Source organism: Alkalibacterium sp. 20, assembly GCF_001885615.1.
In the GTDB taxonomy this organism is placed as follows: Bacteria; Bacillota; Bacilli; order Lactobacillales; family Carnobacteriaceae_A; genus Alkalibacterium.
Map to the genome: position 1 here is coordinate 1 of NZ_LSRN01000056.1, position 14,830 is coordinate 14,830.

At 38.4% G+C, this 14,830-nt stretch carries 9 protein-coding genes; 1 reads left to right on the top strand and 8 read right to left on the bottom strand.

What is annotated here, in order from left to right:
- Window positions 1-315: 315 nt before the first annotated feature.
- The 6 genes from AX762_RS09310 to AX762_RS09335 form a co-directional block, all read right to left on the bottom strand.
- Window positions 316-3,777 (bottom strand): hypothetical protein, encoded by a 3,462-nt coding sequence (locus AX762_RS09310; protein ID WP_071848865.1) that lies wholly within the window; start codon window positions 3,775-3,777, stop codon window positions 316-318.
- A 203-nt stretch (window positions 3,778-3,980) separates the two neighbouring features.
- The gene (locus AX762_RS09315; RefSeq protein WP_071848866.1) at window positions 3,981-4,853 is read right to left on the bottom strand and encodes a hypothetical protein; all 873 of its coding nucleotides are present in this window, start codon (window positions 4,851-4,853) and stop codon (window positions 3,981-3,983) included.
- Window positions 4,854-5,270: 417 nt separating this feature from the next.
- Entirely contained in the window at window positions 5,271-6,695 is a 1,425-nt protein-coding gene (locus AX762_RS09320) for a DASH family cryptochrome (RefSeq protein ID WP_071848867.1), read from the bottom strand.
- A gap of 206 nt (window positions 6,696-6,901) precedes the next feature.
- A complete protein-coding gene (locus AX762_RS09325; protein ID WP_071848868.1) occupies window positions 6,902-8,203 on the bottom strand; it encodes an SH3 domain-containing protein in 1,302 nt (433 codons plus the stop codon).
- Between the two features lie 576 nt (window positions 8,204-8,779).
- Complete coding sequence (locus AX762_RS09330; RefSeq protein WP_256244683.1) at window positions 8,780-9,733, bottom strand: glycosyltransferase; 954 nt, start codon at window positions 9,731-9,733, stop codon at window positions 8,780-8,782.
- A 270-nt stretch (window positions 9,734-10,003) separates the two neighbouring features.
- On the bottom strand, window positions 10,004-11,197 hold the full coding sequence (locus AX762_RS09335; protein WP_071848869.1) for a glycosyltransferase family 4 protein: 1,194 nt from the start codon (window positions 11,195-11,197) through the stop codon (window positions 10,004-10,006).
- Window positions 11,198-11,791: 594 nt separating this feature from the next.
- Between AX762_RS09335 and AX762_RS09340 the strand changes: the two genes are divergently transcribed.
- A complete protein-coding gene (locus tag AX762_RS09340) occupies window positions 11,792-12,697 on the top strand; it encodes an IS30 family transposase (RefSeq protein WP_256244703.1) in 906 nt (301 codons plus the stop codon).
- Window positions 12,698-13,241: 544 nt separating this feature from the next.
- Here the strand turns inward: AX762_RS09340 and AX762_RS09345 are convergent.
- Both AX762_RS09345 and AX762_RS09350 read right to left on the bottom strand, forming a co-directional pair.
- Window positions 13,242-13,802, bottom strand: coding sequence for a hypothetical protein (locus tag AX762_RS09345; protein ID WP_071848870.1), 561 nt, complete (start codon window positions 13,800-13,802; stop codon window positions 13,242-13,244).
- Entirely contained in the window at window positions 13,795-14,823 is a 1,029-nt protein-coding gene (locus AX762_RS09350; RefSeq protein ID WP_071848871.1) for a DUF3179 domain-containing protein, read from the bottom strand. The genes AX762_RS09345 and AX762_RS09350 overlap by 8 nt, the downstream gene beginning before the upstream one ends.
- Between the last annotated feature and the right edge of the window lie 7 nt (window positions 14,824-14,830).

The following is a 14,830-nucleotide window of genomic DNA, read 5'->3' on the forward strand; positions in this document are numbered from 1 at the left end:
ATAGTATTTAGCTTAATTATCTATTCCTGAATACACATAATATCTGGTAGAATAATGCAGTAAAGATCCATAACTCGGTTCAAGAAAAAAAGTTCTATAATACATGGCGTTAGTGAGTGTAAACTCATTAACGCCATTTGTTATAGAACAGAATAAAATCCCCCGAACGATTAGTCCGCGGGATTTTATTTCACTTATATTTAGTTGAAAATCGCTAATTTAATTGACACCAAGCTATTTCAACTCTATCAAAGCGACTGTCTCCGTATAGGGTGTCTACCATTCAACCAATCAAATGATTAATGAACTCATAGATCATTGCACTAGATTAACGTCAATAGTCACTTTAATTTTATCAATCTTACCATCACGACTAAAAATAGTTTGGCTTGTTTCAATATTTAAAGTATCCGCATCTTCATAAATACTTTCTGTGCCATCTTTGTAACAAACAACGATTTTCTTTTCACCCTCTAGATAATAAATTACCGGAACAGCACAGAATGTAAATCCTAATGAATTCTCCTCTAGCTGAATCGTTTCTGTATCCGTAGCATTACTGTTCCTAGGTAGGGACCAGACTTTCGTCTCATTTAGAAACTCAGACTTTGTTAATAAAACTGGTTTAAAATGAACACGTCCCTCCTCTACCTTCACGCCCAACTCACCTAGTCGAGAGATAAAGTCTTCTTTGACTTGTCCAGTCATACCCGGTTGTTGGACGCCTGCAAATCCCGGAGTATGGGAATATGCCTCTGTTGGAAATGCGCCGTATTGTTCTGGTGATTTTTCTAGTCCTATGCCGGCCTTAATCGCTTCATAGTCGTCCATAAGCGTCTCAGCTTCTTCATTCATACCCTTTTGACTATAGATGTCTTGAAAGTTTTCTTGTGTCGCCAGGACTAGTTTTGATACCATGTGCCAGTAAATAGAGCCTAGACCTTCATATTTATAAAAGGTGCCTGAGCGTCCTGTGAAAGCATGATGGTTAAACAAATCTGAAAAGATTTCTTTAACGACTTTAATATCTTCATCCTTATACTCTGCTGTGGCTTTCAGTGCTTCTTCGACCTCATCTCCGTTTCTGAATCGACCGTTAAAATGGTACTTCCCATTGACATCTTTTTCAATAAACCGTGTGCGATTTTGATTCAGTTCTTCTTTTAAAACAGTGGAAGACATAACTTCTTTTTCAGGAACCACATTTTTCTCTAAGAACTTTGGCAGCTCACGATTTGGATAGAGCATATAGCTGTTTTGGTCTTCACGATAAATAGAACTATTTTTAAGCGCCTCTAAGACGGAAATGGTTTCTTTTCCATCCAAAGCTTTTGAGCCTAGGACAGCAACCTGACCTTCCAACATCTCATAGAGATTTGATACACTACAGCTTTCGTTATCAAAACGAATAAGATTGTAAGAGTGGTATAGACCGTCTTCACGTTTATTCTTTTTAATCGAATCTTGTAAATGACTCATTGAAACCTCAATAAATTCTTCAAGGGATTCTACAGAAAGTACCGCTTTATTTCCAGAAAAACCTTTGTCATAAAAGGTATTTCTATAGTTTTCACCAATCTCACCTAAAGCTTTTACAATCTCAAAACGCGTGTCATCAGACATTTCACTGCCTAGATACTGTTTGCTATCCTTCAGTACCGCCGCTGTATCGTTAAACATCTGAAGCACTTCAACCGAAATCTCAATGGTGTCCTCTTCAATTTCCTTAACGAGTTGACTCATATAGACCTGGAAACGGTGCATATAATTCAGGGTAACCATGGACAATCCATTCCCGACAAGAGCATTGTTGGCATCATTCCACTCTGGACGTTGTGTATTCATCCAAATACCACCCTCGGGCACATAGTTAGAAAACTTAGCCAGCAGAGTAACCAAAAGTTTTTCCATTAAGTTAACTTTGTAGATTTCGTCCCTGTTGAACACTAGCTTGCCATCTGATCCAATATTTGCGGTTCTGCTCTTGATGCGGTTTTCCTTCTCATCATCATAAACAATGCTGTCTCTCGGATCGGTGACTAGCGCATCAAAGCCTTTGATTCGATATGGTACATTTGCATAGACAAAAATATCTCTATGAAGAAGATCCTGTAATTTTTCGGGATTGTAAGCTTTTGATAATTCCATCAATCTTAAAAGATAAATTATTTGATGATCTCCCCAATATCCAATGTTTGACCACGGATCTTCAGGGTCAAGCTTCTCCCAGTCAATGCCATCTTTCGTAATGCGGTAAGGGTTATAACCGTCTGCTGTTGATGCATTTACGAACTTGGCAATGATACTTTCCGCATACTCAGGATAGGAAATAGACAATGCTTCCCAGTTTTGAAAAATGTCACGCCAGTTCCCTTCAAACTTAAGCGCTTTACTCCCATCTTCTTTGGAAACTTCAATATTAAATTTATTCCACGGACGACTTGGATCACCATGTCGTCGACTGAACGTCAGCGGTAAGTATTCAAACACTAAGCGTTCGAAATCCTTGCTGTTACACTCTTTTGCCATACTAAGTAGTTCATTATAGTTAATTGTTTCAGGCAGTTGGTTCATAAAAATCAGTTGTTTCTCATAGACTTCTTTATTCCAAGTTTCTACAAAAGTTTTGAAATCTTTTCTGTCGATCTCGTAGCCATCTGCATATATTCCTCCACGCATAATATTATAAAGGGTGTTTGAGAAATGCCTATAACTAGCCTTTTCATTGGCCGTTTTCTGGAATCCGTCTGCTTCAAAAACACGTTTCTTAAGATTAAAGTCACCCTTTGAAACATCCGCTTCCACCTCAAGATTAAGCGCTTCATTTTTCGAAATAAATATTTGCAGTTTTTCAATATCTGAAGCACTCTGATTTAGTTCTGCAACGATAAACCAGTCTTTTGACTTGCGTCCCTCTAAGGATGCAGAATCTGCGACATAATAAGAACCTCTTCTACCTTTAACATCCATTTCAGTTTGAATCTCTTCATTTTGGGAGAAAGCTTTGATTTGTTGTTCTGACAAGAGATAGCTAGGATTATCAAGTCCCTTTGACCAGACCGTCGTTGCTTTCAATGATTCACTTGGCTCAGCTTTGTCTGTTAAAATCGAACTCAGCGTATAGATACCAATCCCCGCTTTTTTCACTAATTCACTTCGTTTATAGCCGTCAGCAAGTGTACTTTTTGTCGTCTGCAAAAGGGTATTGATTCCGTAAGGTAGGATGTTACGAATACCGTCCAAGACTCTGATCTCTATATCGCTTTCTGCCAGGTTGACCAGTTTAGATTCTTTAATAAAACCAAAAAAATTACTGTTCTTCCATGTATAAGTATAACTTACCTCCAGGTCATGGTTGATCTCTTCAAACATGATTTTGTTTCCGGTGGTATTTTTATAAAGGTTTCTTGTAATCTTATATACATTACTATTTTGCAAAGAGAAAGGTTTCCAAAGAAAATTCTTTTCATCTTTATTGACGATGAGTATTGTATGTGATCCGGTTGTTTCAATACTATCATGAATTTTATCATCTGTATCATATGGAAACAGTGCTGACTCCGCATTTTTGCGTCCACAAGTCAGTCCGCCGGTGCTTGATATAAACATCCAATGATCAGCATCACTTACTACTGTCATAAAGAATGGATTCATTTGATTGTAGTTTTCAATCTTGAAATAAGTCTCTTCATTTACGGTCACCGTTTCCAGCGAAATGTTTTTCGTTACATCCTGCAAAGGTGCATTTCCAAAGTACAAGTTGGATTTATTTTTCATTATATATTCCTTTCTAAATCAATTTTTTTAGTTTATCACAGTATTGCAAAGGGTTAAGCGCTTAAGTTTTTTAATACAGTTATCTTCAAAAATAAAAATTTTGAAGATAACAATTATTTCACTCGTTCATGCTGATACTACAATATAAATTTTGGTCTTTCACTAACCCTGTTTCTCAGACCATGTGTGTAGGATATAATTCACTATGACTCAGTGTCTTGGTAAAACTCATACACCCGTTTCCATGATTTCGTCTCATCAGCGTTTAATTCTATAGCGATGAACACTTCCGGACAAACCACATGCGCATGTCCCCATAAGGCAACTTTGGAAGGCTGGAACTCGGATAGCTCTCGAACACCCGCTCCAACTTCACCATGATACACATCCCAGTTGTAAGAGCCGTTTTCTACTTTCCAGTCAATGGTGGCATAGAAATCACTTTCTGGTGTTGCCGGCCAGCTCAAATGGTCCTGAGACCTGACAATCGAACCGGCTGTTACGTCGATTTGATCCATTCTTGGCATCGTCAATTGATAATGCTCACCAATAAATTGATTGTTTATCCCGATGAAATTATGCGAATATTCATTGGTATGTATGGGATACTGGCCAGTATTTGTCAGCCTATAGCTGATGATCAAGCGATTATCTTCAATCGCTACTTCTTTGAGCAAATGATACCCGTAACCACTAGGGCAACTGTTGGCGGTTTCAAAAATTATCGCACTAGCTGCTTCCCTGATTTTGACCTGTGAAGGCTGCACCTCATGAGGTTTAAAAAAGTCATAATCGGTTTCCTGATCTTTTTTCAGTAGACCTACACCGATTTTCGGGAATAACTCTCCCACTTCTATTGCTTCATACCCAATGGGTAAATCAATCCCAAATTCGTTACAGAATCCCAATCCCCCTGTGCCTTTACCCGATTCTAATTGCTCGGGGACGCAGTAACTGAAGCTTCTATCCAGGGTTATTTGACTGATAAAACCGGTCCAATCAAACCTTGATCCGTTATATAATTCCCCTGGTTTTTGTATTTCAACTTTCAAACGGTCATTTTCTAAATAAAACACCCTGTACCCTCCTAATCAATTCTCAGTATAGATTAGCTCTTAAAACCTATCCTTTCTAGTGTCCTTATACTGGACAGTAGAAAGGTGATCAGCAGATTTCATCGCTCGTTTTCTCTTTGCTTCTCATAGTTATTGGAAACGTCTTGTTAATCAACCTGGAATCTTTTTTCGTTTACGTTAGAACTCAGAAGCTAGCTGATAATACATAATGCCTTCACTTCATAGACTAGCATATTCAGGCCTTCAAATAAAGTGCCCAGTGCGTTATGTTGGAGGAAATATCGTACTATTTGATTTATTTTACAATGAGGATATCAAGTCAGTAGAGATACAGTCGAGCGACCTGTTCAACGTATACATCCCTTTCGCCCATTCACACAGGATTTCAATGGAGATGACCTCGATGTTCTGAAAGGTTTACCCCAGGCCCAATTCTTTTTTGCGCTTCCTCAGAGATTCTTCCTGGTCTACAATCGTCTGAGGCCAGTCAACGCATTTTCGCAACTCTTCAGGATCATAAACCACGTGCCCTGGCAAACTCTCGGGGAGCTTCAACCAGTGCTTGGCGTAACGTCCTTTCGGATCGTAGCGGATGCCTTGACCCACGACGTTAAAAGCACGCAGTTCACGCATGTCCGTTCCGACGCCTGCCTGGTATGCCCAGTTCCCGTAATTGCTTGCGGGATCGTAATCAATGAGCTGTTCTTCAAAATATCTTGCTCCCCAGAGCCAGTTGACACCAAGATTTTTCGTCAAAAAGCTTGCTACGTTTTGTCTTGCCCGATTACTCATGTAACCTGTGGTATTCAATTCCACCATGGCCGCATCAACCAGCGGATAGCCGGTTTCTCCCTTTTTCCAGGCTTCAAAGTGCCTCAAGTCGTCATGCCAGATCAATTCCTTTTCCAACAATCCTCTCTTTAAAAACAAGCGCTCTTGCGTGGCTAGCATGAGCCACTGAAAATACTCACGCCAAAGCAGTTCAAAAAACAACCAGTAGCTGGATTCGTTTCTGCCATGCTCGGCTTCCATCTGCATTATAGTCTGATATACTCTTTTCGGCGATAAACAGCCGTTTGCAAGCCAAAAAGAAAGCTTGGAACTGTCATCAAAAGAAAGCAGTCCGTCACGTGTCTGTTTATAGGTGAAGAGACACTTCGGATTGTTCACATAGGTACTCAGCCGTTCAAGACCTGCCGTTTCTCCACCCTTCACAATACCTGTACCTCCGGGATGCATATCCTTTAACTCTTCAAGAACCATAAACATTTTAACCGGTTTCATCTCTGGGCATTTTCCCGATTCCTCTTGAATCACATCCTGTTCTGCTCCGGTGTATGGGTGACCTCTTTGGGGAACAGGCAGCTTTGTTTCAATTTTTTTTCTGAATCGTGTAAAGGACATGGGAAATGCTGTCAGTTCGACAGGCAACTGTTCCCGCCTGAACAGCATATGCCCCTCACTCACATACCAGTTAATCTCAGACGTCTTTGCCATGAGTTTTGACAAGTCCTGACGTTCCTCAAACCCGGGATGGTCATGCACAAAAACGTGCCCAATATGCTGGTCAATCAGCCAGCTCGATATAACCTTTTCAACGTTTCCATGCAAAATCGTAAGTCTAATTCCATAGGCATGCAGAGAAGTTGCCAAATCCTCCAGGCTTTCAATCAAAAAGCGTCGTCTGTTTTCCCCCATCCGCTTCATGTTTAAAGATCGTTCTTCATCGAATCGCTCATCCCACACAAATACAGCACGCACCTCTTCACCATTTTTAACTGCATTCAAAAACGGCTGATGGTCGTGAAGCCTTAAATCCTTTCGAAACCAAATGGCATTCATCTTTACCTACTCCTCTATCCCGCAGTATATGTTATTTTCACACTTGTCAGGGAACTGATTCGTACTCTGTCATGTTATCAGAGATGAAAATGCTGTGATCACAAGTCTGATAAGTTATTTTTGCCGTGACTAAGATTCATAAGCAGTTTTCTACTTATAAATCTGTCTTCATCTACGAGTAGAGATACGCTTTTCATTTATAGTGATTACTGATAAATAACAAGTCCCGGTTGCGGATCGAGGTCTAAAACCTGTTCAGGAGTCATCAGTGGATCATCGTAGTGAACCCCTGCTTGGTCTGAAAAATGATACCATAGTTTAAAGCCTTTATACGGTATATTTGTTGTCTCTGCATTTCTATCATGGGTTGTTCTTTTCCCGTCAGGAGACCCCCATCCGGAAGTATTATGCACGAGCAGCACTGGATCATAATCACTGGTTATGTCCCCACTTTCACGAATCATCTTTTCGATGAACTGATGGAAAACAAACTGCTTTGTACCCTGGATCTCATTGGAAACGATATAGTCACGCATGGATTCTTGAATTCCATTGATTTCTGTGCCAGTTAGATGTCCGACCTCCTGCATCGGTCTATCCGTGCGCCACTCTGGGTCGAGTGCCAGGTGAACATTGGGATATCTCATGAAGGATACGATTTCATTAATAGCGAATGTTGGAGCATGTTTGCCTATCTGATGATCAATATAGACTAGCACGCCACTCTGATAAGCTGCCTCGATGTATGACATCACAAGATCATAATCCATCTTGTATATCTCTCCTCCGGGCTGTACCGTTCCGTAGACAAGGTAGATTGCCGGTATGGCACCTTTGCTATCATCCACGGCATCATAACTGTCAGTGGTCTCCTTTAAAAGGGATATAAGTTCTGGTATCGGGTGACGACCAACGATTCCCATTACTTCTGAATTGGGATGCCCGTAATAAGCCACAACTGTATTGTCTTCAAACAGAGTAGGCGAAGTGAAATAATCATTCATTTCCTCGTCAGCAAAGAGAGTCGGTGATGAATGCAATTCATTAATGTCGGCGACAGTAAATTCAGACGAAATCCATCCTTCATTATTCTCTGAATTCTGATAATTGATTTTAAACCAGGTTGTTTCTTCACTTTCAACTTCTTCGAGAACTTTGACTTCGTTTCCTCTAGCCAGACTTCCAAGCGTCTCGCTCTCTTCGCTACTGTTCGCTCGGACACTCAACCTGTCAGCACTGATATACACGAAATCTTCTTGGTTCCCAAAAATCGTCGACTCAATTTCGTCTTCGTTAATTTCTTCTTCTGATTCCTCTGAATTCTCTTCTTCAGCTGTTTCGTCTTGTTCTTCTACTTCACTTTCGTTCTGGTCCTCCTTCTCTACCATTTCCTGTTCCTCAAGATCGCTGACATCTGCCGTTGATGTCTCCTGCTGACCACATCCTGCTAAACCGATAGTAGATATTAAAAGTAATGCCAATGCGTTTATAGACGTTTTGTTTGTCATTTTACCTGCCCTCTCTTACAATAAGTATAGTGTGATATATGTGATTACTGCTGATATAGACTGTTTTTCTGTAATATTTTAAAGCTTTTTATTCTACTCAAAAGAAAAAATATTGTTACATCATTAATTAATATATAGCGTAATATCCCTTATATCATACCAATTTACCACTCTCATTGCATTACATTTATTCGTTTTAAATAGATTATACTTGATTGAGTAAATCGTTATAAAACAATGCGCTGTTCTTTGAATGAAAAGGTCGTTAGTACAAGGATAATCATTATTTTTTTGACAATAGTGCTTATCACCTCTTTATTGACCTCGGCACAATGATAAAAAAACCGGAAAATCAAATCACGACTGATAAAACTTTGCATATAAAAAATCCCCCGAACCAATGAGTCCTAGGGAAGATAAAAACTATTAAATTATCACTTGAAATATTTTAGAAACCTTCACTTTATAGATTCTAGCAATTTTACAGTCTCGATATTCAACTGTTGCTAACCAACCTTCGCTTTTCGTGACTTCGTGGTCAAGCCTTACATAAGACATCTATAAAAACATAAAGGTTTACTGGTTATATATATTCATAAGTAGTCTACCTATTACTTTTAAATCACGTTTTTGAGCAATACGATAACCGTTTTCGGTTATCTCTGGAAGGATTCCTTCTAAAATTCGATATATTTTTTCTTTAAAGTCGTAGATGTTAATTCCTTTATACACAGTTTCACCATCTGACAGCCAATTTTCATACACAGGAATGTCCCTGACCAAAATAGGTATCTTAGAAGCGAGAGCCTCAAGTAATACTATGCCCTCCGTTTCCTCATTTGTCAGGAACAGGAATAAATCACTTCCGCAATATGCATCTCTCAAATCATTTCTGTTTACATAGCCGGGGAAATGAAGATTCGGTAAGGAATTTTCAATTGCTTCTCTTACTGAATGTGGCACAAGATTCAAGTTTGTATATCCAAACCAGTAAAACTGATATTCCGGCATTTGCTCTGCTATCTTTACAAAATCTAAAATACCTTTTCTTTCAATATAGTGCCCGACCGAGATGATTACTTTTTCTTGTTCCTTCAAGTCGTATTTATCACGGAATCGCTTGCGTGCATCATAATTCTGCGCAAAATAATCAATATCTACTCCATTGGAAAGGCTAAAGATGGGGCGTTTTAATCCGTAACTCTCTAATAACATTTTTGAATACTCGGTAGGTGTAATAATGATATCAGCACTATTATAGCAATTAATTATCCATCTTTTAAAAATTGGTGCAAGCAAATTTGAACCCCGAAAAGAGTTTTCAAAATCTTCCATAGTAGAATGTGCGTAGTAAATAACCTTTTTGCCCTTTCTTTTTGCCCATATGCTCATGATTCGGGAATTCGGGAAAATAGTATTAAGATGAATAATATCAAAATCATCTCTGATATCCATAGTATAAGGAATACCTGATAGTTTTAATGTTTTTTCCTGTTGGCGCACAGCTTGTCCAATACCGCTTTTATCCACAATCTTCAATGATCCGGAATACAATAAAATTTTCATTTGTCTTACCATGCAAAATAAACACATTTAAGAATCATTATGCTTTTCCTCCTTCAATTAATTGAGCAGCAGAACTAACCATTAAAAAACAGCGTATAGCCCATAACTATAGGCTGCTATTCCTAACGGCTTTTCTAATAGAATTATCACTGTAAATTTTGATAATTCTATTTTTGTTGTCCCTACGAAATAACACAAAAAACCTTCTGGAGTAAGCGATTACTCCCATTGTATTTATTGCTGAATATCCGAGACAGATGTATCTTTTAGCTTTTCATGATGACGATTTATTGTATTCTGATAAATTTGTTCGACTTTCTTTGCAAATTCGGTCGAAGAATAGTTGTATCTCATACTGTCTCTAGCATTTTTACTTACACGCTCTTGCAGTACCTCATCGTCTAATATAGTATTTAGCTTTTCTCTAAACTGTTCAAATGATTGATATTCCCAACCGTTTACGCCATCCACAATCACGTTTTCCAGACATGGATCTTTTCTGCAAAGAGCAGGAACCCCGTTCGCTAATGCCTCTATATAAGTCAATCCTTGTGTTTCACTGTTTGATGCACTGACAAATAGATCCCCCAACTGATAATAAGAACTCACTTCTTGTGAACAGATCATTCCTGTAAAAATAACCTGATTGGAAATACCCAATTCCATTACACGTTCTTCCAATGCTGCGCGATGCGGTCCATCACCTACTATTAGCAAGGTAATATTCTGTCTATTTAATTGTGAAAAAAATAATAATATCTCTTCTAGATTTTTTTCTTTTGCTAGTCGCCCGACATATATAAGCACTCGGTCATTAGATGGAATTCCTACCTTACTCCGAAGCCCTTCTTTTTCTGTGTTTCCCAACTGGATTTTAACTCTCTCTAAATCTATCCCCGTCGGCACGACCTGTATTTCTTGCTTAACACCGTATTCAAGTAGTAAGGAACGCACTTTATCCGTAGGCGCGATTACACAATTACTTTGAGTCAAAACCTTTTTAGTCAAAATTGCAACCATCTTTTTTCCCCATTTTTTATTCGGTGAAAAATAATGAGTATAATCTTCATATAAAGTATGATAAGTATGAATAATTGGTATATTAACGTCCTTTGCTATCCGTTGTGCCATAAGAAATGTACTAAATTCACATTGCGAATGGATAATATCTGGATGCCAGCCAACTAATTCCTGAATATATTCCTCGTGAATAGACAAGGCTAGCCTTGCCTTAGGATAGATTTTGCCAACACCAGTAGATCCAATATATATAACCTCATCTTTATGTGATGACTTCCTATTCCCTGACAATGTGAGTATTCTGACCTCATGTCCTAGTTTTTGTAACTCATTCTGTAAATTGACTACGGATGTAACCACTCCATTTATATCAGGAGCATACTGATCAGTTGTAATTAAGATTTTCAATCGTCTTCTCCTTTTATAATTTTATTTGTACATAGCATATATCTATAATCTGTAAGAATCAATCTGGATTTTTCTCATTTTAAGACAGATTCAAGAACTTTAATCATTTATTTTATGTAAAGATAAAGTACTCCAATTACAATAACCAAACCTGCGCTAATTTCAATCGATTACATCGTGTTGTAATTCCCTGATTGAGCACCCATGTAGCTCTCTAGAACTATACCTGGAATTCTAGCAATAAAGTATATTATAAATAAGATATTGAACTTTATTGAAGTCAGCCCTTTCGCATATACTAAAACATTCTTAGGTATGCCTGTAATTAAGCCTAGTACAAAAACTACGATCAAGCCTTTTTACGTTAAATTTCTTTTTATATTCAAGCAATTTTTCTTCCTTTACAAACAGCTTCAAGATTGGTTGTCCTAATTTCCTTAAAACATAAATTGTAAAATTAAGCTAGACGAATAAAAAAAAATTGTGGTACACTCATTCCAAAATTAACAACCATGAAAATTAGGAGAGTGACCACAAATGGCCTACACCCATCTTAACATGGAAGAACTTGGATGGATAGACACTTAACTTACTATTGGATTATCTGCTCCAGAAATAAGTAGTAGGTTGGGACGTTCAAAACATCCAATTTATAACGTCATACACTTTCTTGAAGAAGGTAACACGATTCAAGACTATTACCGTCGGTATAAAGAAAACAAGAAGAACTGCGGTGCTAATAATAAAGAATTGCCGGAAAATCAAGTTGCTTATATTAAAGAAAAAGTAGCTGACAACTGGACGCCTGATGTGATTATCGGTAGATCTGATAACAAGATAGGGTGCTCAACGAGAACCCTATATCGTCGCTTTAAAGATAGTAATATGTTTGATGTAACCACGTTACCTATGAAAGGAAAACGCAAACCTAACGGTCATAAAGAAAAACGTGGGAAACAAGCATTTAGACGTCAACTTAAAGATGGGAAAAAGAAATACCCTGATTTCGTTAATGAGTTTGGACATTTAGAAGGTGACACCATTGTTGGTCTCAATCACAAAAGTGCCGTGATTACATTAGTTGAATGTCTTTCTAAGGTCATCATTACTTTAAATCCTGACGGCCGAAAGGCCAAAGACATCGAAACCAGTCTTGACTTTTGGTTTCAGAATCTTCAGCTAAATCTGTTCAAATCCATTACCTTTGACTGTGGTAAAGAGTTTTCTAATTTGAAGATCATTAGTATCCATCATGATGTTTCAATTTTATTTGCGGATCCTGGCTGTCCTTCTCAGCGTGGATTGAATGAACACTCTAATGGTTTGCTTCGACGAGATGGCTTGTATAAACAAATGGATTTTAATACTATTAACCAGGCATTCGTTTCATCCGTCGCTATCAAAAGAAACAAAATCCCTAGAAAATCTTTAAACTACAGAACGCCGATAGAAGTATTTTTGGAACACGTACCAGATTGGAAATCGTCTAGCTTAATTTGACAAACTAAAAAACAAAAAATGCAATTGCCAATTCTATCAATATGCCTATAGTAGATTGTAGAAAACTTATTAAAAGCCTGCAATCATTGAGTTGCTTTTGCCGGAACCTTCGCCTATGAAGGGCAAATTAACTTTTCAGCAGTTCTGATAATCGTCCTTTAACCTACATTTTGTCAAATCGACGTTCATTTTATCATTATCTCTAGAAAATAATAAACCCCTGAGAACAACGTAAATACGTCATTTTCAAGGGTCGTAAACTTACTATCTTGTCAACAGGTTGAGACTTTCGATATGCATTGACGTAGGATGCCGATTTTCGCACTCGACGTATACAGGAATATACCAGCTGATTCCGGGCTGTTTTTCCGATAAATATGCTAAATATTTAAAGTTCATGTTGTTCCTTTCTGTTTAGTAGAAGCCATACTTAAATTCTTTCATGGTTTCCATTAATCTGTTGCCCTTATTTATTTCCGGAAATCATCCTATCCTATCCATTAACCGATTCAAAAGATCTTAGCTTATCCTGTATATCCTTTATTTACTCAATGGGAAGCTGTTTGATGCTCCATAAAAGTGAACCCACCATCAAAAGAATGCTTAAGGGAATTAAAAAGGGCTGTAGACTTATAAAATATACCGCAAAAGAGCCGAGGGCCGGTGCTAATGCGATGAGAAAAGTAGGGGCACAGCAAGCAAACCCTGTTAACATACTGGGTAAAGTCCCTAGCAATCCATAGCCGGTGTTGATCCGACAAGTTTTTCGATAGCGGTAAGCAAAGACTGCCACCATAATGTTGGAGCCCACAAGTATTCCAAGGATTATCCCTAACAAAAGATTCATCGGTGCTAGAAAAAAGCTACCGCCCCCAAATGTAATTGCCGCGACGGGTTCCCAAACGTAGGGAGCTCTCGACACGAACATTCTGGAAAGAGGGTTGTCCACCACAAACAACTCAAAAGATCCTTCTTGAAAAAACAAATGATTGATACTGATAAGATAAACGATAAAGTAAATAATCATCACAAGGATTCCCACGTATTTCGCCTTGGGATCCTCCCAAATTTTACGAAACTTATTAAACCACTGTTTTTTATTCATAGACCATCGTCTCCGGGAAAAAAGCATACCAAGCGAACCACATGACATCATAGGAATTGACAAAGATTTCTTCTTCCTCATCTTCAATAAAAACCCTTGCGGTATCTAGCGCTTCATAATAATTAGCTACAAGGGAATGGTCCCCCAGATTAAAGTGGATGATTTTTTCCTCGGCTAAGGATTTCTTTGGAATCGCAAAGGGTTCGTCTCCCACTCGGCCTGCTATCATAACTTCCTTATTTTGAAATTGATCATTTTCAAACATTACCGGATAAATTAACGCGTCACTATAATAAAAGCCACTGCTTTCAACATAAGAGCCATAGGGATCTTGATTATAATCCCTGATAAAACCGGTGTTTTCCGATAATACCTGAGCATCGTCATACTGTTCCTTCACCCTTCCCCAAGTAGACCAGAGAACGGGGAATTCTTCCAAACGCTGCCCCTTCAACTCCCCATCCACAGCAATACCTAAAATTTGAGGGAAATAGCTCTCGGTTTCCCGGTCATACATCACCAAATTACTATTGATCAGTTTTCCTGAAGTACCAAAATCCGTTTCAATTTCTTGAATACTTCCTTTATAACCAATGGCTGAACCAGTAAGGGGACAATAGGTAATACTTACCTTCTCGCCATTAAATTCTTCGTTAACAATTTCATGCCATACTAAAATTCGCTGGGGATAAATAAACACCCTATCCTCGGCCTCGACGATAAAAACAACATCCTGATCATCCATGAGTATATCTGCTTCTGCCATAGATTCGTATATTGGCTCCTCAATAGGTGGTATGCCGTCCGGTGGAGGTCCTCCACTTTGAATAAAGTCATGGTAGGCCGTGAGTCGCTCATCGGTCATGCTTTCAAAATCAATCAGGGATTCAGCACTTTCCTCTTCAGTCTGTGCTTCCCTGTTTTCTTCAGACTGCCGATTGTTATTAAACACAAAGACCCCAACAACAATCACAACGAGTATAGCCAAACTGACAGTGATTTTATATTTTCGACTTTTCATTATTCCG